13 protein-coding genes are annotated in these 22,028 nt (G+C 60.9%); 11 read left to right on the forward strand and 2 right to left on the reverse strand.

The genetic code is table 11. The features are described from left to right. Positions 1–261 precede the first annotated feature (261 nt). The 11 genes from ROI90_RS04915 to ROI90_RS04965 all read left to right on the forward strand — a co-directional run bounded on the left by ROI90_RS04915 (position 262) and on the right by ROI90_RS04965 (position 19,575). On the forward strand, positions 262–3,027 hold the full coding sequence (locus ROI90_RS04915) for a substrate-binding domain-containing protein (protein ID WP_315997218.1): 2,766 nt from the start codon (positions 262–264) through the stop codon (positions 3,025–3,027). Between the two features lie 296 nt (positions 3,028–3,323). Beyond that, on the forward strand, positions 3,324–4,649 hold the full coding sequence (locus tag ROI90_RS04920; RefSeq protein WP_315997219.1) for a sugar porter family MFS transporter: 1,326 nt from the start codon (positions 3,324–3,326) through the stop codon (positions 4,647–4,649). 198 nt (positions 4,650–4,847) lie between these two features. Next, positions 4,848–5,732: a carbohydrate kinase family protein gene (locus tag ROI90_RS04925; protein WP_315997220.1), complete on the forward strand. Its 885-nt coding sequence runs from the start codon at positions 4,848–4,850 to the stop codon at positions 5,730–5,732. Between the two features lie 25 nt (positions 5,733–5,757). Next, positions 5,758–7,299 (forward strand): glycoside hydrolase family 32 protein, encoded by a 1,542-nt coding sequence (locus ROI90_RS04930; RefSeq protein ID WP_315997221.1) that lies wholly within the window; start codon positions 5,758–5,760, stop codon positions 7,297–7,299. Between the two features lie 243 nt (positions 7,300–7,542). After that, a complete protein-coding gene (locus ROI90_RS04935) occupies positions 7,543–10,596 on the forward strand; it encodes a SusC/RagA family TonB-linked outer membrane protein (RefSeq protein WP_315997222.1) in 3,054 nt (1,017 codons plus the stop codon). A 20-nt stretch (positions 10,597–10,616) separates the two neighbouring features. Then, positions 10,617–12,182: a RagB/SusD family nutrient uptake outer membrane protein gene (locus tag ROI90_RS04940; RefSeq protein WP_315997223.1), complete on the forward strand. Its 1,566-nt coding sequence runs from the start codon at positions 10,617–10,619 to the stop codon at positions 12,180–12,182. A 139-nt stretch (positions 12,183–12,321) separates the two neighbouring features. Beyond that, positions 12,322–14,103: a glycoside hydrolase family 13 protein gene (locus tag ROI90_RS04945; protein WP_315997224.1), complete on the forward strand. Its 1,782-nt coding sequence runs from the start codon at positions 12,322–12,324 to the stop codon at positions 14,101–14,103. Between the two features lie 387 nt (positions 14,104–14,490). Beyond that, positions 14,491–16,557: a glycoside hydrolase family 65 protein gene (locus tag ROI90_RS04950; RefSeq protein ID WP_315997225.1), complete on the forward strand. Its 2,067-nt coding sequence runs from the start codon at positions 14,491–14,493 to the stop codon at positions 16,555–16,557. Between the two features lie 307 nt (positions 16,558–16,864). Then, entirely contained in the window at positions 16,865–18,442 is a 1,578-nt protein-coding gene (gene treA, locus ROI90_RS04955) for an alpha,alpha-trehalase TreA (protein WP_315997226.1), read from the forward strand. Positions 18,443–18,647: 205 nt separating this feature from the next. Then, positions 18,648–19,049 (forward strand): group III truncated hemoglobin, encoded by a 402-nt coding sequence (locus ROI90_RS04960; protein WP_315997227.1) that lies wholly within the window; start codon positions 18,648–18,650, stop codon positions 19,047–19,049. 163 nt (positions 19,050–19,212) lie between these two features. Next, positions 19,213–19,575: a group III truncated hemoglobin gene (locus ROI90_RS04965; protein WP_315997228.1), complete on the forward strand. Its 363-nt coding sequence runs from the start codon at positions 19,213–19,215 to the stop codon at positions 19,573–19,575. A gap of 105 nt (positions 19,576–19,680) precedes the next feature. Here the strand turns inward: ROI90_RS04965 and ROI90_RS04970 are convergent, their stop codons facing one another. Together ROI90_RS04970 and odhB are read right to left on the reverse strand one after the other, a co-directional pair. Beyond that, positions 19,681–20,232: a suppressor of fused domain protein gene (locus ROI90_RS04970; RefSeq protein ID WP_315997229.1), complete on the reverse strand. Its 552-nt coding sequence runs from the start codon at positions 20,230–20,232 to the stop codon at positions 19,681–19,683. A 99-nt stretch (positions 20,233–20,331) separates the two neighbouring features. Next, a complete protein-coding gene (odhB, locus tag ROI90_RS04975) occupies positions 20,332–22,011 on the reverse strand; it encodes a 2-oxoglutarate dehydrogenase complex dihydrolipoyllysine-residue succinyltransferase (protein WP_315997230.1) in 1,680 nt (559 codons plus the stop codon). Positions 22,012–22,028: the final 17 nt, after the last annotated feature.

Raw genomic sequence — 22,028 nt, forward strand, 5'->3', positions numbered from 1 at the left:
GGCTGCCGCCCGAGGCTCTGGGGCTTCATAGCTTCCTATATCAGCAGCCTCACTGCTCTACGCCGCCCACTTACAGCATGCGTTGTAACCTGATAGTCAAGGGCTGGCAGCAGAGCAAGCAGAACAAAAACAGGCGACAGACTATTATCTTACCAAGCAGCGTACTTCCGTTACCATTCGCTTACTTGTTCTTTCTGCTCTGAGCACCACACCTGGCAACTGTACCAACCTAGCCGCCACCTTTCAACCAATCTGCACCCGTTGAGCTTTGTAGGAATTAAAACCGTGCGGCTTCAGATGTTGGTGCTCAGCCTGCTGAGTTTCTGGCTGGGAGGCTGCGCATCGGTGGTGAAAGAGCCGGTGTACCGCATCGGCTTTTCGCAGTGTACCACCAACGACGCCTGGCGTCGGGCCATGCTGGCTGGCATGGAAAAGGAGCTCAGCTTCCACCCGAACGTGCAGTTTCAGATGCTGGATGCCAACAACGACAGTGACCTGCAGCGCCGGCAGGTACGGGAGCTGATTCGGCAGAAAGTAGACCTGCTGCTGATTTCGCCCAACCAATCGGGCCCGCTTACGGCGTTGGCAGAGGCGGCCTATAACCAAGGTATTCCGGTGGTCATTCTGGACCGGCGCACTACTTCCCGCCTGTACACGGCTTACGTGGGCGGCAACAACCAGGAGGTGGGCCGCACCGCCGGGCGCTACGCGGCCCAGTTGCTGAACGGGCGCGGGCAAGTGCTGGAAATTACCGGTACGCCCGGCTCCTCTCCCGCCACCGACCGGGACCGGGGTTTTCGGCAGGCCCTTCAGGAGCATCCGCAGGTGAGGCTGGCAGCGCAGGTAGAGGGCAACTGGCAACCTGCCTCGGTGTTCCGTCGCCTGCCGGCCGTGCTACGGGCTAATCCTGATATCAACTTAATTTTTGCCCACAACGACCCCATGGCCCGCGCTGCCCACCAAGTGTTGCGGCAGTTGGGCCGGACGGAGCAGGTGCGTATTATCGGGGTAGATGGCCTCTCGGGCCCTGGCAACGGCTTGCAGCTGGTAGAAGATGGGGTACTGCAGGCCACGCTGCTCTACCCTACTGGGGGAGAAGAAGCCATCCGGACGGCCCTGCGCATTCTGCGCCACGAGCCCTACCTCAAGGATAACGTACTGGGCACCATGATAATCGACTCCTCCAATGTGGGCACTATGCGCCTGCAAACGGAGGCCCTCACTGCCCAGCGCCAGGATTTGCAGGTGCAGCAGCGCCGCCTGCGGGAGCAAATGCGCCGCTATGCCAGCCAGAAAGTTACCGTGTATCTGTTGCTGGCTAGTTTGGCCGTAGCCACGCTGCTAGGGGCGCTGGCCTGGCGCTCTTCGCGCATCAACCGCCGCATCCGGGAAGTGCTGGAAGGGCAGAATGCCAAAATCAGCGCCCAGCGCAACCAGATTGCCGAGCTAGCGGAGGATGCTCGTCGGTCGTCGGAGGCCAAGCTGCGGTTTTTCACCAATTTCTCCCACGAGCTGCGCACCCCGCTTACGCTCATTCTGGGGCCGGTGGAGGACTTGCTGAGCAACTCCAGCGAGCTATCGGCAGCCCAGCGCCAGGATTTGCAGCTGGTGCGCCGCAACACTCAGCGTCTGCTCCAGCTCGTGAACCAGCTGCTCGACTTCCGCAAGATTGATGTGGGCAAAATGGCCGTGCGCGCCACCCAGGGCAACCTGGTAGCCTTTGTGCGGGAGCTGATGGATGTGTTTGAGAAAACCGCCCTGCGACGCGGCATCACCTTCCGGTTTCTGCCGGCCGAGCCCGTTATTACGCTTTGGTTCGATGGGGATATTCTGGACAAAGTGTTTTCCAACCTGCTCTCCAACGCCTTCAAATACACGCCCGATGGGGGCCAAGTGGTAGTGAGCATGCAGCGCAACCCGGCTACCAACACCGTGCGCATTAGCGTGGAGGACAACGGCCGGGGCATTGCCGAAGTGGACCAACCCCACATTCTGGGCTGGTTTTACCAGGGCAGTCAACCCTCGGCCAACGGCTCGGGGTTGGGGTTGGCCCTGGCCGATGGCCTCACCCGTTTGCACGAGGGCACCCTGTCGTTTAGAAGCCAGCCCGGTCACGGCAGCACGTTTGAGGTCACGCTGCCCCTGGAGAAGCCCGCCACTTTCCTGGATGCCGAGCAGGCGCTGCCCCACCTCCCCTTGGTGCCCGACGATCTGCTGGATGCCGAGCCCGCTCTGCCAGTGGAGGATACCGCAGTAACCCGCACCGCTACTACCGCCCTGGTTATTGAAGATAATGAGGAGGTTCGTGCCTTTTTGGTGCAGAAGCTGCAGCCCCACTTCCAGGTAAGCACCGCCGCCGACGGGGCCACCGGCCTGCGCCTGGCCCACGACACCATTCCGGACGTAATTGTATGCGACGTAAACCTGCCGGAGCTAAGCGGCCTGGCCGTGGTAACGGCCCTCAAGGGCGACTGGCGCACCTCCCACATTCCGCTGGTGCTGCTCACGGCTCAAAACGCCCCCGAGCAGCAGATTGAAGGCGTGCAGGCCGGGGCCGACCTCTACCTGACCAAGCCCTTTAACCCCACCTTTCTGGTAGAAAGCCTGCGCACCCTGCTGCGCAACCGGGACCAGCAGCGGGAGCATTTCCGCCGGGAGCTGTCGGTGGATACGGCCACGGTGGCGCCCCAGCGGGTGGATCAGAAATTTCTGGCAGACCTGACGGCTATTATTGAAGCCAACCTGGACCGGCCCGGCCTGAGCGTGGATGATATTGCCCGCAGCCTGGGGGTGTCGCAAATGCAGCTGTACCGCAAGGTGAAGGCCCTGCTGGGTACCGGCGTCACCGACTGCATCCAGAACTTGCGCCTCACCAAGGCCCGGCAGCTGCTACTCCAGGAGGGCAGCACCGTAGCCCAGGTGGCCTACCAAACGGGCTTCTCCTCCCCCTCCTATTTCGCCACGTTGTTCAAGGCCAAGTACCAGGTTTCGCCTTCCGAGTTCAAGGCCCTGCACACCGCCGTGTAAGCGCGGGCCGATACTGCCCAGCTGCCAGCCCGTTGTGCTTCGCACGACGGGCTGTTTTTATTTCTACCCAACGGCTAAAACGCAATTTTCTGCCTGTAGAATTTCTACATATCGTGTCAGATTTCTGAAGATGAGTATAGTGAAGCAGGCGCAGCATCAAGCGCAAATACTTGAATTTCAAGTATATATTTTGTAAAAATATTCATTGCAAGAATTCTGCACGCATTTGAAAGAATGCAGCAGACCGTAGCCGGCGGGGAAGTCAACATTTGGGAAACGCTCAGCCCAAGTCTCCCATGATTCACCGCAAAGTTTTTTTCTGGTCCATCGTCACGGCCCTCGGTGGCTTCCTGTTCGGGTTTGATACGGCGGTAATTTCGGGGGCCGAAAAAGCTATTCAGCAGCTCTGGCGCCTGAGTGCTTTTGAGCACGGCTTCACCATTTCTATTGCCTTGATTGGGACGGTGCTGGGGGCCATGTTCGGGGGCATCCCCTCCGACAAGCTGGGGCGGCGGCAGACGCTGCGCTGGATTGCCGTGCTCTACTTAGTGTCGGCGGTGGGGGCGGCGCTGGCGCCGGGCTGGGTGCTGTTTATGGTGTTCCGCTTTCTGGGCGGGCTGGGCGTGGGGGCTTCCTCGGTTACGGCTCCGCTGTATATCTCCGAAATTTCGCCGGCCAACTCCCGGGGTAAGCTGGTGGGCCTGTTCCAGTTCAATATCGTGTTCGGGATTCTGGCCGCTTACCTCTCCAACTACCTGCTGGCCAACACCGGCGACTTTTCCTGGCGGCTGATGCTGGGGGTGCAGGCGGTGCCCGCCGTGGCTTTTCTGGTATTTCTCTACCAGGTGCCTGAAAGCCCCCGCTGGCTGTTGCTGCACGGCCGCCTCGCGGAGGGCCGGGAAGTACTCAGCATCATCGGTCCCGAAACGGTGGACGCCGATGTGGCGGCCATCCTCACGGCTCAGGCGCAGGGAGCCGGGGACCAGAGCGAGTCATTGTGGGCTAGGCAGTACCGTACGCCGGTGCTGCTGGCCGTGGCCTTTGCGTTTTTCAACCAGGTTTCGGGCATCAACGCCATCATCTACTACGCCCCACGCATTTTCGAAATGACGGGCCTGGGCCAGGGCGCGGCCCTGCTCTCGTCGGCGGGCATTGGGCTGGTGAACTTCATCTTCACCCTGCTCGGCGTGAACGTCATCGACCGGTTTGGGCGGCGTAAGCTGATGCTGGTGGGCTCTCTGGGGCTCATTACCACGCTGGGGCTGGTGGCGCGGGCCTTCTACACTCAGCAGTTCAACGGCTACCTGGTGCCGGTGCTGCTGTTCGTGTACATCGGCTTTTTTGCCTTCTCGCAGGGGGCCGTTATCTGGGTGTTCATTTCCGAAATCTTCCCCAATGCGGTGCGGGCCAAGGGCCAGGCCCTGGGTTCCTCCACGCACTGGGTTATGGCTACCGTCATTGCCTTCACCTTCCCCTACTTCGCCGAGCGCCTGGGCGGCGGGCACACCTTCGCCTTTTTCTGCGCCATGATGGTGCTGCAGCTGCTGTTTGTGCTCCGCCTGATGCCCGAAACCAAGGGCAGTAGCCTGGAGCAGGTGGAAAACCGGTTGGTACTGCACTGACAGAGCCGTCTTCAATCAACAACATATCAGCTTGTCATTCCTGCCGAAGTGGGTGTAGCGGGGGCCGTTTGCTTGCTGCAACGAGCACACCCCAGGCCCGGCGCTGCTGGTGAGTACAGCCTCAGGGTCACCCCTGCTTCTCCGCTTCGGCAGGTTTCACAGCCCAGTGTTTTCAGATACTTAATTCCCTACTATCCCATGCCAATTGCTTGTTTTGGAGAGATGCTGTGGGACGTGCTGCCCACGGGCAAACAGCCCGGCGGAGCGCCCCTGAACGTGGCCGTGCACCTGCACAACTTCGGACTGGAGGCCCACATCATCAGCCGCGTAGGTCACGATGATTTAGGGGCCGAGCTGCTGGCGTTTGTGGAATCCAAGCACATCAGTACCCGCTACGTGCAGCAGGGCGAAACCCACCTGACGGGCGTGGTGAAGGCCAACGTGAGCAACAGCATGGAGGTGACCTACCAGATTGTGAAGCCCGTGGCCTGGGACTATATCCAGTACGATGCCGCCCTGAGCGAGCTGGTGCAGCAGGCCGATGCCTTCGTGTACGGCAGCCTGGCCGCCCGCCACGCTCCCTCCCGCGAAACCCTGTACCGTCTGCTCCAACAGGCTCCGCTCAAGGTATTCGATGTAAACCTGCGCCCCCCCCACTACTCCCGCGACGTGGTGAGCTACCTGCTCAACCAGGCCGATATAGTCAAGCTCAACCACCATGAGCTGGAGGAAATTATGGGCTGGTTCGGGGCCAGTGCCGATGAGGCTACGGCCCTGCGCTGGCTGGCCGAGCGGTTTCAACTGCAAGCCGTGTGCGTGACCAAAGGGGCCGATGGAGCCGTGCTGTGGGTGGAGCAGCAGCTGTACAGCAGCCCCGGCTTGGTGGTGCAGGTGCAGGATACCATTGGCAGCGGGGATGCCTTTCTGGCGGCGCTGCTCCGGGGCTGGCTGGCCGGGCAAACGCCCCCCGATTACCTGGCCTTTGCCTGCGCGGCCGGCTCCTTGGTAGCCAGCTGCCAGGGGGCCACCCCGCCTATTTCAGAGGCTCAGGTGCTGGCCCTGGCAGCCACCTCCGCCACCTGATTGCCCGCTTTGCTTTTCCGCTTTTATGAAGAACCTCCCACTAGCTGCTACTGCCCTGCTCAGTGCTGTGTCCAGCCCGGCGCAGACGCCCGTGCCCACCGACCCCTACCGGCCGGTGTACCACTTCACGGCGCCCAAAAACTGGATTAACGATGCCAACGGGTTGGTGTACAGCAACGGTCAGTACCACCTGTTTTACCAGTACAACCCCCAATCAGCGCAGCCGGGCCACCTGAGCTGGGGCCACGCTACCAGCCCCGACCTGCTACGCTGGAGCCACCTGCCCGTAGCCCTAACGGAGTACCCCGGCCCCGAGGGCAGCAACATCATGATTTTCTCGGGCAGCGCGGTGGTGGATAGGGACAATACCTCGGGCCTGTTTGCGGCCGGCAAAACCGATGGGCTGGTAGCCTTTTATACCGGCCACCAGGAAAAGCCGGGGTTGGTAATGGCCCAGCACCAGAACCTAGCCACCAGTCAGGACGGCGGCCGCACCTGGCAGCGCTACGCCGGCAACCCCGTACTCGACATCGGCAGCAAGGAGTTCCGGGACCCCAAGGTATTCTGGTACGCGCCCCAGCAGAAGTGGGTGATGGCCACCGTAAAGGCCGACCGTCAGCAGGTGTACTTCTATGAATCCAAAGACCTGAAAAAGTGGGACTTTATGAGCCGCTGGGGCCGGGCCGGCAACACGGTACGGGAGTGGGAGTGCCCCGATTTATTTGAGCTGCCCGTACCCGGCGGCGGCACCCGTTGGGTGCTGCTGATTTCGGCCGGCAACCCCACCGAGCAGTTCCGGGGGCAGCAGTATTTTCTGGGCCGGTTTGATGGCAAGACGTTCACGCCCGATCAGGCCTACGAGGAGCCGGCCTACGTGGACTTTGGCAAGGACTACTTCGCCGGCGTCACCTTCAACAACGCCCCCAACAACCGCCGTTTGCTGGTGGGCTGGACCAACGACTGGGCCTACGCCCGCGACGTACCCACCGGCGACGAGTGGCGCGGCAACTTCGCGGTGCCCCGGGAGCTGAGCCTGCGCCAGACCAGCGCCGGCCTGGCCCTTGTGCAGCAGCCTATTGCGGAGTTGCGCACCCTGGGCAAAGAGGCCCTCAGCCTGAAAAACCAGACTATCAAACCCGGCGCCACTGGCTTGCCGGTGACCTTCCGGGGTGAATCCTACGACCTGGAGCTGACCTTGAAGCCGGGTACGGCCACTGCTATTGCGCTGAACGTGCTGGAAAGCGAGGCCGAGCGCACCACCCTACGCTACGACGTGGCCCGGCAGGAACTGACCCTGGACCGCACCCAATCCGGCAACGTGAGCTTCCACCCCATGTTTGCCAGCTCCCTGGAAACGGCGCGGGTGCCCTTGCAAAACGGCCTACTCAAGCTGCGGGTGCTGGTGGACAAGTCGGTGGTGGAGGTATTCGCCCAGGACGGGGAAACCACCCTGACCGACCTGGTTTTTCCGCGCCAGCACACGGGCCGCATCAGCCTGCGGGCCGAGGGCGGGCCGGTGCAGCTCACCCAGCTACGCCTGACCAACCTAAGCCAGCCGACGCCCTAGCCGCGGCGGGCTCTTTGCCATGCTGTTTCACCTAACCCCTAGTTGACCCTTACTCCCTGATAAGCCCGACGGCGCACGTCCCACAACGAGCCATCCAAACGGCTAACAGGTTGCACCAGAACCCCTTTAATGAGTTGCATGTAGCAAAGCCAAGTCCGTTGTCCTGCTTTTCTGCCGAGTAGCGGCAGCAGGCTTGTGCTGCGCTAAGTGCCTGTAGAATTCCCACTCTTTTTTCCCTCACTCATGAATAACAACTGGTACAAACGGTACAAATTTCAGGAGCAGCTGGCCCCAGGGCTGGGTGCTCAACCCTCGCCCGTGTGGCTGAAGGCCCTGGCACTTGGCGGGCTGTGCATACTCACGCCCCTGCTAAGCCAGGCGCAGGCTACGCGGGCCATCAGCGGCCGGGTGGTTGACGCAAACTCCGGTGGGCTGCCGGGGGTAACGGTGGTGGTACCCGGCTCCACCGTTGGGACCAGCACCGGCCCCGATGGCTCATTCCGGCTGGATGTTCCTGCGGCGGCCACTACGCTGTCATTCTCCTTTGTGGGCTTCACCACCCAGCAAGTCAGCATCACCGACAAAACCACGGTGCAGGTAACGCTGCGTGAGGACACCCAGGTGCTGGGCGACGTGGTGGTAGTAGGCTACGGCACGGCGCGCAAGCAGGACGTAACCGGGGCAGTGGCTGTAGTGGGTGAGAAAGACTTTAACCGGGGCACCTTCACCTCACCCGACCAGCTGTTGCAGGGCCGCGTGTCGGGGGTGCAGGTGAGCAACAACAGCGGGCAGCCCGGCGGACCGTCTACCATCCGCATCCGGGGCAACTCGGCCGTGACGGGTACCGGCCAGCCCCTGTACGTGGTGGATGGGGTGCCCCTGGATGGGCGCTCAGCCCGGCCGGGCCTGGTGGCCTCCGCCGATATTGGGGCGGGGGCCGACAGCAACCCGCTCAACTTCCTCAACCCCGATGACATTGAGTCCTTTACGGTCCTGAAGGACGCGTCGGCCACGGCTATTTACGGCTCCCGTGCAGCCTACGGGGTAGTGCTCATTACCACTAAAAAAGGTCAGACTGGGGCACCCACGCTGAGCGTGGGGGTTTCCAACGGCTTCTCCACCCTGCTGCGTCGGCCCGAGTTTCTGGATGCCAGCCAGTACCGGCAGGCCCTCACCTACTACGGCGTAGCGGCTACCAACGACAAGGGCGGCGACGTGAATGCCCTGGATGAGATTCTGCGCACCGGCTACCTGCAGAACTACACCGTGGCTGTGAGTGGTGGGGGTGAAACCGGCCGCTACCGCCTCTCCCTCGGCTACCTCGACCAGGATGGCATTGTGCGCAAAACTGGCTTCAAGAAGTACAGCGCCAACCTCTCTACCAACCTGCAGTTTCTGCAGAGCAAGAAGCTGGGCCTCGATGTGAACATTTCCACCAGCCAGTTCCGCGAGCAGCTGGCCCCCATTACCACCGACGCCGGCTTCCGGGGTTCCCTCATTGGGCAGGCTCTGCAGTGGAACCCCACTCAGCCCCTGCGCAACCCCGATGGCTCGCTCTACGTGGTGGCCGGCGACGTAGTGAACCCGCTGGCAAACCAGGAGTACTACAACGACAACTCCCGGGTAACCACCATTCTGGCCAGCGCCTCGCCCTACTATAATTTCACCTCCTGGCTGAACTACCGGGCCCTGATCAGCGTGAACTACAACACCGGGCAGCGGCGCACTTCCATCGACCAGCGCCTGATCAACTTCCCCGACCTGATTGACAAGGGCTTTGCCTCCATCAGCGACAATGAGCTGGTAACCCAGCAGATAACCCACACGCTGAACTTCAATAAGGCCGTAGCCACCAGCCTGAACCTGAATGCGGTGCTGGGCTACGAGTACACGAAGTTTGCCAATGCGGGCTCCAACGTGAATGCCTTCGGTAACCCCACTGGCGGGGGCTTCGGAGTATTCGGCCTCGATTACACCAACTACATTCAGTACTCGGCCGCCGGCAACCGGCGCATTTCTTCCTTCGTGGATCCTTCCTCGCAGCTGCAGTCGGTGTTTGGGCGGGTTATCCTGAACTTCAAAGACCGGGTGGTGCTTACCGGTACCCTGCGCCGGGATGAGAGCACCAAGTTCGGACCCAATAATCGGGTGGGCTACTTCCCCTCGTTTGCCGTGGCTTGGGACTTGAGCCAGGAATCTTTTTTCCCGGCTGAGCGGCTCAGCCAGCTGAAACTACGCGCTGGCTACGGACGCACTGGCAACCAGGAGTTTCCGGCCGGCTCGGCCCAGGCCCGGTATACGCTGGACGAGAATGGCGAGGCCCGCTCCCCGCTCAATGCCCGCAACGATGATTTGAAGTGGCAGTCGGATGCGCAATTCAACGCCGGTATTGATGTTGGGGCGTTTGACAACCGCCTGACCTTCACGGCCGACTACTTCTACAAAACCACCACCGACCTGCTGTTCCCGACCGTGCCCGGGGAGCCCCGGCCCTCTAACGCCCCCATCCGCTGGGCTAACCTGGACGGGAAAATCGTGAACAAAGGCGTGGAGCTGAGCCTGGGCACCGTGCTGGTGCGCAAAGACAAAGTGGACGTGGGCTTCAACGCCAATGCCACGTTCATCCGCAACGAGGTGTCCGACCTGGTGGGCCCGGCCATTGTAACCGGAGCCATCAACGGGCAGGGCTTGTCGGGGTCTACCTCCCAGCTGATCCGCAACGGCTACCCCATCAATGCCTTCTTCCTGCCCCAGTTTACCGGCCTGAACGACCAGGGCCTGTCCAACGAGCTGGGGCCCATTGCCTACTCGGGTAGTCCCAACCCCCGCACGCTGCTGGGCTTAAGTGCCAACGCCCGCTACGGTAAACTCTCCCTGATTGCCAACATGACGGGCGTATTCGGCCAGTACGTGTACAACAACACCATCAACGCCGTGGGCAACGTGGGTCAGATTGGGGCCGGCAAAAACATTGCCCTCTCCACGTTTGAGAATGGCACCAAGGAATCGACTGGCAACCCGGCGGCGGCTTCTACCCGCTACCTGGAAAAAGGCGACTTCCTGAAGATGTCCAACCTCACGCTTTCCTACGGCGTGGGCGACGTGGGCAGCTTCCTGAAAGGGGCGCGGGTGTACATCACGGGCCAGAACCTGTTCGTGTTTACTGACTATGATGGGTTTGACCCCGAAGTAAACACCGTGAAGCGCGGGGCCAACCAGGTACCCTCCGTGGGCATTGACTATCTGCCCTACCCCAGTGCCCGCACTTTCACGCTAGGCGTCAATTTCTCCCTCTAACCTCTACTTCTCTTCCCACCATGAGATATACCAAACTTGCCTGGACGGCCGCCCTGCTGGCTGGGTTGCAACTAGCCAGCAGCTGCGAGCTGAACGAAGAGCTGGAAGGCCAGCTAACCGAAAACCAGGTTTCCAACGACGGTCCGGCGGCCCTGCTTACGGGTGCCTACAACGCCCAGCGCGACCCTATACAAGGGTGCGTAAGCGTATTTGCCCTGCAGGAAGTATCCACCGATGCCCGCATTATGCCCACCCGCGGCCCTGACTGGGACGACAACGGCAAGTGGCGGCAGCTGTTCAACCATACCTGGGACGCTAACAACGAGCGGGTGCGCGACACCTACACGCAGCTCAACGGTATCATTTACGCCACCACCGACCTGCTTCGCTTTTCGCCCACGGCCCAGCAGGGGGCCGAAGCCCGGTTTCTGCGGGCCTGGGCCAGCTACCTGGTGCTGGATATGTACGACCAGGTGCTGTACCGGGACCCGGGCGAAGACCTGAGCACGCTGGCGCGGGTACGCAAGGGCAGTGAGGCGCTGGATTTTATTGTGAGCGAACTTACCGCCGTGCAGGCCTCCCTGCCCGACGCCCCCGTAAGCCGCGCCACCAAGGACGCTGCCCGCGTGCTGCTGATGAAGTGCTACCTCAACAAGGGCGTGTACGCCAACCGCGCAACCCCCACCTTCGCCGCCGCCGACATGAACCAGATCATTCGGCTGGCCGATGAAGTTATCAACTCCGGCAAGTACTCCTTTACGGCCAACTTCTTCGACAACTTCGCGCCCAACAACGGTACTATTGGCACCGAGAACATTTTCACCCAGGCCAATACCTTCGGCAACAGCGGCCCCACGCGCGACTTCTGGAAGTTTGTATCGCACTACAACATGCGCCCCGTGGACGGCTACAACGGCCCGGCTACCACCGCCGAGTTTTACGACCTGTTTGAGGCCACCGACAAGCGCCGGGGCGGAGCGTATGACGTGGCGGGCGGCCCGGCCAACCCTGGCCGGCGCACCAATGTGGGCTTTTTGATTGGCCAGCAGTACAACCTCACCAACGATGCCGTGCTGACTACGCGGGGTGGGGCTCCGCTGGTATTCACCAAGGACATCAACCTCTCAGAAACCGGCTCCGACCTGGAAGCCAAGGGCATCCGGCCTTTGAAATACCCCGTTGACTACGTGAGCGAAGCCAAGGGAGGCAACGGCTGCGAGAATGACCACGTAAGCTTCCGCCTAGCCGATGTGCTGCTGATGAAGGCCGAGGCTATTCTGCGGGGCGGTACGCCCACTACTGCCGGCAGCTACGGCGGTACGGCCCTGGCTATCGTCAACTCCCTGCGCACGCACCCCTCCCGCGGGGCCAGCGCCCTAGGCTCCCTCACCCTGGATGGGCTGCTGGCCGAGCGGGGCCGGGAGCTGTACGGCGAGTCGTGGCGGCGGCAGGATATGATCCGGTTCGGCAAGTTCCTGCTGGCTCGTAAAGATAAGCCCCAGAGTAACCCCCGTTGCCTGGTGTACCCCATTCCGCAAACGCAGGTGGATATCAACCGCAACATCACTCAGAACCCCGGTTATTAATTTCTGATCAGCAGCGCACAAGCAGGCCGTTGGTTGCTACCCGCGTTGGCGGCAGCCAGCGGCCTGTTTGCGTGCATCTCGCCTAGTTTCTGGCCAGCCCCCCGTCTACTTACTCTCGCCCTGCGCAATCTTATTCCTGATGCATACAAGACGCATTACCCGCCTGCTTCCGCTGTTGAGCCTGCTGGCCGCCGCCTGCAACCAAAGCCCCAAAACGGAAACTGCCACCACTGCCACTACGGCTGCCTCTGCCCCGGATAGCACTGCTACGCGGAAATCGGACTGGTGGAAGGAAACCGTGGTGTACCAGCTCTACCCGCGCAGCTTTCAGGATAGCAACGGCGACGGTGTGGGCGACCTGACAGGCATCATCTCCCGCCTCGATTACCTGAAAAGCACCGGCGTGGGCACCGTGTGGCTCAACCCCATCTACGCCTCACCCAACGACGACAACGGCTACGACATTTCCGACTACCGCCAGATTATGCCGGAGTTCGGGACCATGCAGGACTTTGACGCGCTGCTCCAGGGCATGCACCGGCGCGGCCTCAAGCTGGTGATGGATTTGGTAGTGAACCACAGCTCCGACGAGCACGCCTGGTTTAAGTCGGCCAGCGCCTCCCGCAGCAGCCCCTACCGGGACTACTATTACTGGTGGCCCGCTGAGAAAGGCACCCCGCCGGCCCGTTACAGCACCTTCGATGTAAAGAAGAACGCCTGGCAGTACAGCGCGCCCACCCACTCCTACTACCTGCACATCTTCTCCCGGAAGCAGCCCGACCTGAACTGGAACAACCACAAGCTGCGGCAGGAGGTGTACGCCATCATGAAATTCTGGCTGGATAAGGGCATTGATGGGTTCCGGATGGATGCCTTCCAGTTTGTGGCCAAGGACCCCAGCTTCCCGCCCATGCCCGGCCTCACGGAGCAGAACTACGCCAACGCCTACAACCACGGCCCCCGCCTGCACGACTACCTGCAGGAAATGAACCGGGAGGTGCTCAGCCGCTATAACGTGATGAGCGTGGCTGAAGGCGCGGGCCGCAACCCCCGGGAAGCCCACCTCTTCGTGGATCCCGACCGTAAGGAGCTGGACATGACCTACCATTTTGAGGGTACCGGCGTGGGCAGCAACTCCGAAACCTACCAGCTGACGGAGCTGAAGCGCGTGTTTACGAAGTGGGACAGCGCCTTCGCCCAGACCGGCTGGCAGGCCATAGACTTAGGCAACCACGACCAGCCCCGCATGACCAGCAAGTTCGGTGACGACCGGCCGGCGTTCCAGGCGGCCTCGGCCAAGCTGCTCAATACCTTCCTGCTCACCATGCGCGGCACGCCCTACTGCTACAACGGCGACGAGTTGGGCATGACCAACATCCGCTTCGACAAGATTTCCGACTACCGCGACCTGGCGGCCCTGAACGGCTACGCCCTGGTGAAGAGCCAGGGCGGCAATCTGCCGGCCTACCTCAAAAACCTCCAACGCTTCTCCCGCGACAACAGCCGCACGCCCTTCCAGTGGGACAGCACGGCCAACGCGGGCTTCACCACCGGCACGCCCTGGCTGAAAGTAAACCCCAACTACCGCACCGTAAACCAAGCCGCCCAGGAACGGGACCCCAACTCGGTACTGAACTACTTCCGGCGGGCCGTGGCGCTGCGCCAGCGGCACAAGGTGCTGGTGTACGGGGCCTATCAGCTGCTCGACGCGCCCAACCCTCACATCTACGCCTACACCCGCACCCAGGGCCCCGAGAAGGTGCTGGTGGTGCTCAACTTCTCCTCCGAAAACCGCACCTGGCCGTTACCCGCCGGTCTTGCGTTGAGCGGCGCGCCCTGGCTCAACAACTACCCCGGCTTCAGCCCCGCCCCTACGCTGGCCCTGCAACCCTGGCAGGCGCTGGTGCTGCCGTTGAAGTAAGAACTTAGCAGCCAGAACGTCATGCAGAGGCGCAGCCGAAGCATCTCGCGTGCTGACGTATGAGTAGCATCACAACCTCAGCACGCGAGATGCTTCGGCTGCGCCTCTGCATGACGGCCTGAATAGTAGCAGAGTTCCTATTTGCCCACACATCATGATGGCCGTTTTGTACACGGTGAAATTCCCCACCGGTCCGGCGGCTGGAAGCCGTCGGGCCGGTTGCCGCAAGCTGATGGTGTTGCGTCGTCGTTCGGGCGTCAGCTCACGGCAACCGGCCCGACGGGCTCCGCCCGCCGGACCGGTACACCGCTCGTTAAACGGCTTTATACGCTGGCCCGGCGCTCCTCCTTCTACCTTCTCTCCTACCACCGTTCTTCCCCACCCGCTATGTTTCGCTTTCCTTTTCTGGCTCTGAAAACCCTGTTGGGAGCGTTGGCGCTGCTGAGCACGGCGCTGAGCCACCCCGCCGCCGCACAGACGTCCGACCCGTGGCGCGTTACGGCCTCCACCATCGACCCGAAGAACTACTACGGGGTGACGGTGGCCAACGGGATGCTGGGCGTAGTATCGGCACCCGAGCCGTTTCAGGTGAAGAGCGTGGTGCTGGCCGGGGCGTACGACCAGTACGGGCGTGGGCGGGTGAGTAACTTTCTCAACAGCTTCAACCTGCTGAATATGTACCTGGAGGTGGACGGCCGCCGGCTCTCGGGCAAAGACGCCAGCAACTTCCGCCAGGAGCTGGATATGCGCCGCGCCAGCCTCACCACCACCTTCGATTACGCCGACAAAGCCACCATCCGCTACACCTACTACGCCCTGCGCCACCTGCCTTTTACGGTGCTCATGGATGTGAGCATCACGGCCAAAAAAGACCTGCAGCTGGGCGCGGCCAGCGTGCTGGAAACTCCCGACGCCCTGCGCGACGCTCAGAACTACTACAACGAAATTGACCGGCCCCACGTGGTGCTGAGCCTGCTCACCTCCTCGGCTAAAAGCCCCACCGGCAAGCTGCAGCTGTGCGCGTCCAACACGTTTTTGTTTGAGGAGCCCCACGGCCAGGAGCCCCGGGTGATTCATGAAATGTGGGACAACAACATGCACCTGATCAAGTTCGGGAAGGCCCTGAAGGCCGGGCAGACCTACTCCTACGCCGTGGCCGGTTCCTCCATCACCTCCGCCCACCACCAGGATCCGCTCAACGAGGCCGAGCGCCTGACCATCTTCGCCCGCCTCGAAGGCAAGCAGCGCCTGCTGGATTTCCACGCCAAAGCCTGGGACGAGTTGTGGAAAAGCGACATTCAGATTCAGGGCGACGCCCAGGCCCAGCAGGACGTGCACAGCATGCTCTACCACCTGTACAGCTTTTCTCGCGCCGGCACCGACTACTCGCCCTCGCCCATGGGCCTCTCGGGCCTGGGCTACAACGGCCACGTATTCTGGGACACCGATTTGTGGATGTTCCCGGCCCTGCTGGTGCTCCAGCCCGATATTGCCAAATCACTGATTGAGTACCGATTCCGGCGGCTGGAGCCGGCCCGGCGCAACGCCTTCGCCCACGGCTACCAGGGCGCCATGTACCCCTGGGAAAGCGCCGACACCGGCGTGGAAGAAACGCCCGTGTGGGCGCTGAGCGGCCCGTTTGAGCACCACATTTCGGCCGATGTGGCCCTGGCGGCCTGGCAGTACTACTGCGTCACCCAGGACCGGAACTGGCTGCGCGAAAAAGGCTACCCCATCCTGTCGGCCACGGCTGATTTCTGGGCCAGCCGGGTGGAGCGTAACGGCCCCGGCCACTACGACATTAAGAACGTGGTGGCGGCCGATGAGTGGGCAGAAAACGTGGACAACAACGCCTTCACCAACGCCGCCGCCCAGGTAAACCTGCGCAACGCCGCCGCCGCCGCCCGGCTGCTGGGCCTCAAAGCCAACCCCGACTGGCTGCTAGTAGCCCAGAACATTCCGATTTTGAAGATGGCCGACGGCACCACCCAGGAGCACGCCACCTACAAAGGCGAAGGTATCAAGCAGGGCGACGTGAACCTGCTGGCCTACCCCCTGAACGTCATCACCGACCCCGCCCAGATCAAAAAAGACCTGGCCTACTACGAAACCCGCGTGCCTAACGAAGGCACCCCGGCCATGACGCAGGCCATCTTCGCCCTGCTCTACGCCCGCCTCGGCAACGCCGATAAGGCCCAGCTGTGGTTCAAGGATGCCTACGAGCCCAACCTGCTGCCTCCGTTCCGCGTCATTGCCGAAACCAAGGGCGGCACCAACCCTTATTTTGCTACTGGCGCGGGCGGGGTTCTGCAAGCGGTGCTCATGGGTTTCGGAGGCCTGAACATCACCCCCACTGGCATCACCCAAAGCAAAACCACCCTGCCCACGGGTTGGCAGTCGGTGAAGATAACGGGCGTGGGCGTGCAGCGTAAAGCCTATTCCGTCAGCCGCTGACAGATAATCCGTAAAAGGGAATACGTAGCCAAAACTTTCCACGTGCTGATGAGCCTGATTAGTAGACCTGAGTTGCGGACTAGAGCTAAAAGTTAGTTCCCCTCCTTGGAAAGGAGGGGTTAGGGGTGGTTGAAGCCGGCAGAACGGATTACTAAAGCTTGTCATCAGTGGATGTTCAACGATTGTCAACTACCCCTAACCCCTCCTTTCCGAGGAAGGGGACTAGACGTAGTATCGTAGTCTGCAACTTATGTTAGCTGACTCATCATGACGTTCTACATAAGCCCCCACTTTCACCTTTCCCATCATGCGCAACCTCTTCTTCGCGGTGCTGCTGACCGTGGCCGGTACGGCAACTGCTCAACAGCTACCCTCTTCACCCCGCCAGTTGTACCCGGGCCTGTTTGAAGCCGTGCAGCTGGGCCGCGTGTACCCCGATAACAAAACCTTTGTGGATGCCGTGGCCAAGCAGCCGCCGGCCGACATCGTGCGGGCTTACGCGCAGCAGAAGGACCAGCCGGGTTTCGACCTCAAAACCTTTGTGGCGGAGCATTTTATTCCACCGGCCCCGGTGGGCGGCCAGTACCGCAGCCAGGTAGAAACCGGCCTGCGCCACCACCTGGACACCCTCTGGACGGTGCTCCAGCGCCACCCCGATACTGTGCCCACCGGGGCTTCTTCCTTGCTACCCCTGCCCCGCCCCTACATTGTGCCGGGTGGGCGTTTCCGGGAGGTGTATTACTGGGACTCCTACTTCACCATGCTCGGGCTGGCTGAAAGCCGCCGCACCACGGTCATCCGGGACATGGTGGACAACTTTGCCTACCTGCTGGATACCTACGGGTTCATCCCCAACGGCAACCGCACTTACTACCTCACCCGCTCCCAGCCCCCGTTTTTTGCCCTGATGGTGAACCTGCTCTCCCAGCAGGAAGGCAACCAGCAAACCCTGCTCCGCTACCAGCCCCAGCTACTGCGCGAGTACAGCTACTGGATGTCCGGAGCTGAAACCCTACAGCCCGGCACCGCCCAGGACCGCGCCGTGCGCCTGGCCAGCGGCGAGGTGCTGAACCGCTACTACGACAGCAGCGACCAGCCCCGGGAAGAATCCTACGCCGAGGATGTAGCCGCCGCCAAACTCAGCAAGCAGCCCCCGGCCCAGTTTTACCGCAACATCCGGGCGGCCGCCGCTTCCGGCTGGGACTTCAGCACCCGCTGGTTTGGGCCCGATGGGCAATTGGGCAGTATCCAGACCACCGACTTAGTGCCCGTTGATCTGAATTGCCTGCTCTACTACCTCGAAAACAGCATCGCCACTACCTACCAGCTGCAAGGCAACTCGGCCCAGGCCACAGCTTACCAAACCAAGGCCCAGAACCGGAAAAAGGCCATTCTCGCCTACTGCTGGGATGCCAAAGCCAATTGGTTTGTCGATTATAACTTCCGCCTCCGGCAACGTTCCACTCAACTAACCCTGGCAGGCACTTTTCCCCTGGAGTTTGGCATTGCTACCCCGCCTCAGGGCAAGCTGATAGCCGCGGGCCTGCAACGCGACTTCCTTAAGCCTGGGGGCCTGGCCACCACCCGCCGCGGGGGCGGGCAGCAGTGGGATGCGCCCAATGCCTGGGCCCCGCTGCAGTACATAGCCATCAGCGGCTTGGAGCGCTACCAGCAGCCGGTCTTGGCCCGCAACATTGCCACTCGCTGGATAGGCCTGAACCGGGAGGTATTCCAACAAACCGGCAAGCTGATGGAGAAGTACAACGTGGTAGATACCAAGCTGAAAGCCGGCGGCGGCGAGTATCCGCTTCAAGATGGTTTTGGCTGGACTAATGGTGTCTTACTCAACCTGATCAACAAATACCAGCCCGACAAGCCATTCTAGTAGTGTTCCGCACCAGAAAGACGGTCTTGCCTCGCCTCCGGGTTTGGCAGGACCGGCTTTTCAGTTGATACTCCGCAAACGCGTAGCTCACTCAGCCCAAGCCTACCAGAAACCGAGGTAAAACCCCTGCCACCGTTGGCAGACCCCGTAGGAGGTATAATAATTGCGGCAACTTGCTCTTACGACCTTCTTTTCTGGTTTGCTCATGGCTGACTTACCCATTTCCCTGCCCGATATCCATTCCGAGGAAGACATACAGCGCCTCGTAGACACCTTTTATCGCCGCGTACAGGCCGATGAGCTGCTAAGCCCCATTTTCGAAGCCGTTGTGCAAGGCCGCTGGCCCCAGCACCTGGCCACGATGTACGATTTCTGGAGTGGGTTACTGCTGAATACTGGCCGCTACCGAGGCCGCCCTTTTCCCAAGCACCTGGCGCTACCTGTTGATGGCCGCCACTTTCAACAGTGGCTCAAGCTGTTCGTAGAAAACGTGGAGGCTCAGTATCAGGGACCTGTCGCCGACGAGGCAATTTACCGAGCCGGCACCATTGCGGCTGTATTTGAGCATCGAATTTCGCAGGCCCGCAACCCTTATCATATCCTGTAAAAAACCCGCTTACGAGGTATCCTTCGAGGGTTTCAAGCCGTACAAGCCCCACCTCTATATCCAAGCTAAAAGGGTAACGAGAAAAAAGATTTTTCGCTTATTGGCGAAAAATTCAAAACCTGCGTAAATTCGCTACGTATCCACTCGTCCTACCCTCCTCCGTATGGCTACTTTGACTTCCCTCCCTGATTTGCGCACTGAAGGTGACATCATGACGCTGGTGGATACGGCGTTCAGCAAGGCAAAAAACGATGAGCTGCTGGCCCCCGTTTGCCAGGCGGTAGCGCAGGTGCACTGGCCCCGCCACCTCACCTCGCTCTATGATTACTGGAGCAGCGCCCTGCTGGGTACTACCCGGTATCAGGAAGGTCAGCTGATTCCGCTGCACTCAGCGCTACCCTCCAAGTGCCTCAAGCGCTGGACGGAAGTATTGACCAGTACCGTACAGGAAAAATTCTCCGGCTCCAACGCCGAAAAAGCAATGCACCAGGTAGCCACGCTGGCTTCCAACTCCATCGGCGCTTAGCACCAACCCACTACACCCACCCCCAATTCCTACCCGTTCTCCTCACATTCACCCATCCACCCATATCAAAAAGCCCCCCGGACCAGAATCCGGGGGGCTTTTTATTTATACACAACTGGCTCTGTACGGATTAGTGTACTGTAGTTGGGCAGCTTCAAATACGTCTTCTAAAGCATCCCACCCGTTGCTGATTTTATAGTCTCTTTCTTCTTCCGTTATCGGAATCAGCCAGAGGTTATGCAGTTGTTCATCTTTCCACTCGAACACTTCTAACCCCTCCCCATCCAGATAAGGCAACGAAACGAAGCCGAAAGAAGCAGCAGAGTTATCCTGCCAGAGTCGGCCAAAATTCACGGTATGGTGCAAGTCTAACGGTAAACCGTTGCGATGGTAGGAGGCTACAGCTGTCAGCAACTCTACCAACGTGGCGTTCTGCTTGTCAGAGAATATGTGCAGTTCAACAGGATTCTCCGGTCGGTTCAGAGACATACCGAGAGTTGAGTATATCCACATAGCATGCACTGGACCGGGCGGAAATTCCAGCACTCGGAAAGCGGCATCCAGCTTCCCAGTAGGCCCACTTTGCCATAACATCTGCTTGGCCTCCATTTGCCAGTGGTTCTGCAAGTGTTGCTGCAGCTCTGTCAGATCGTACATATTTATGAGAAATAGATAGTGTAAACACACGTTTGCCATCCTTTTTACGGTGCAGACACACGTAAAAAAGACGGCAAACGCGTAGTCGGAGTTCCGCAATTACACGCCCAGCAGCAGACGGGTTGGGTCTTCAAGCAACTCCTTCACGCGCACCAGGAACGACACCGACTCGCGGCCGTCGATGATGCGGTGGTCATAGCTCAGGGCCAGGTACATCATGGGGCGAATCACCACTTGGCCGTTCTCAGCAATCGGGCGCTGCACGATGTTGTGCATGCCCAGAATGGCCGACTGTGGCGCGTTGATAATTGGGGTACTCATCATGGAGCCGAACACGCCGCCGTTGGTGATGGTGAACGTGCCGCCGGTCATCTGCTCGATGGTGAGCTTGTTGTCGCGGGCCAGGCCGGCGAGGCGCTGAATTTCCTTCTCGATGCCATCGAACGACAGCTCCTCGGCGTTGCGGATTACCGGCACCACGAGGCCTTTCGGGGCCGATACGGCAATGCTGATGTCGCAGAAGTCGTTGTATACGATGTCGGTACCATCAATCTGGGCATTCACGGCGGGCCACTCTTTCAGAGCCACGCACACGGCCTTGGTGAAGAACGACATGAAGCCGAGGCCCACGCTGTGCTTCTCCTTGAACTTGTCCTTGAACTTGTTGCGCAGGTCCATGATGGGCTGCATGTTCACCTCATTGAAGGTGGTGAGCATGGCCGTTTCGTTCTTCACTGACACCAGACGGCGGGCGATAGTCTTGCGCAGATTGCTCATCCGCTCACGGCGCTGGTTGCGGTTGCCAGTTGCCGGTTGCGAGTTGCCAGTGGCAGGAGCAGCGGCCGGTTTAGCGGCAGCAGGAGCTGCGGCCGGAGCCGGCGCGGCGGGCTTAGCCTGGGCGTTCTGGGCATCTTCTTTCGTGATGCGGCCGTCGCGGCCCGAGCCCTGCACGTCGGCGGGGTCGATGCCTTTTTCACCGAGGATTTTGCCGGCAGCCGGCGAAGGCGTGCCGGTGGCGTAGCTGGTGGTTGCCGAAGCCGCCGGAGCAGCAGCGGCCGGGGCAGCTTGCGTAGCAACTGGTTCGGCGGCCGGAGCCGGAGCAGCGGCACCGCTGCCGCCTTCGATGCGGGCAATAATAGCGCCGATGCCGATGGTTTCGCCTTCCTTGGCGGCGTGGCGCAGGATGCCGGTACCTTCGGCGGGCAACTCAAACGTGGCTTTGTCGGATTCCAGCTCAGCAATAATTTCGTCGCGCTGCACTTGAGCACCGTCTTCCTTCAGCCACTTGGCTACCGTTACTTCCGTGATGCTTTCACCTACGGCCGGAATGGTCATTTCCACGGTTCCACCACCGCCGTTGCCGGCAGCCGGAGCGGCCGCAGCATCTGCGGGCGCCCCTGAGGCGGCACCGCCTTCCGGCTGCCCGCCGTAGCCGGCTTGGTCGCTGGCTTTGGGGTTTTCCTCGCCTTTGCTTACGGGGTCGGCAGCGGGAGCAGCTTGGGTATCGGCGGCCGGAGCCGAAGCAGCTGGCGCAGCAGCAGCACCGTCGCCGTCAATTTCAGCAATGGTGGTGCCGATGCCGATGGTTTCGCCCTCGGCAACGCGGATTTTCAGCACGCCGTCGGCCTCGGCGGGCAACTCGAACGTGGCTTTGTCGGATTCCAGCTCGGCCAGAATCTCGTCGCGCTTCACGGTGTCACCGTCGGCTTTGAGCCACTTGGCAATGGTTACTTCGGTGATGGACTCGCCGACGGCGGGGATTTTAATTTCCAGACCCATAGGTGGGAGTTTTGAAG

Source organism: Hymenobacter endophyticus, from assembly GCF_032464715.1.
Taxonomy (GTDB): domain Bacteria; phylum Bacteroidota; class Bacteroidia; order Cytophagales; family Hymenobacteraceae; genus Hymenobacter; species Hymenobacter endophyticus.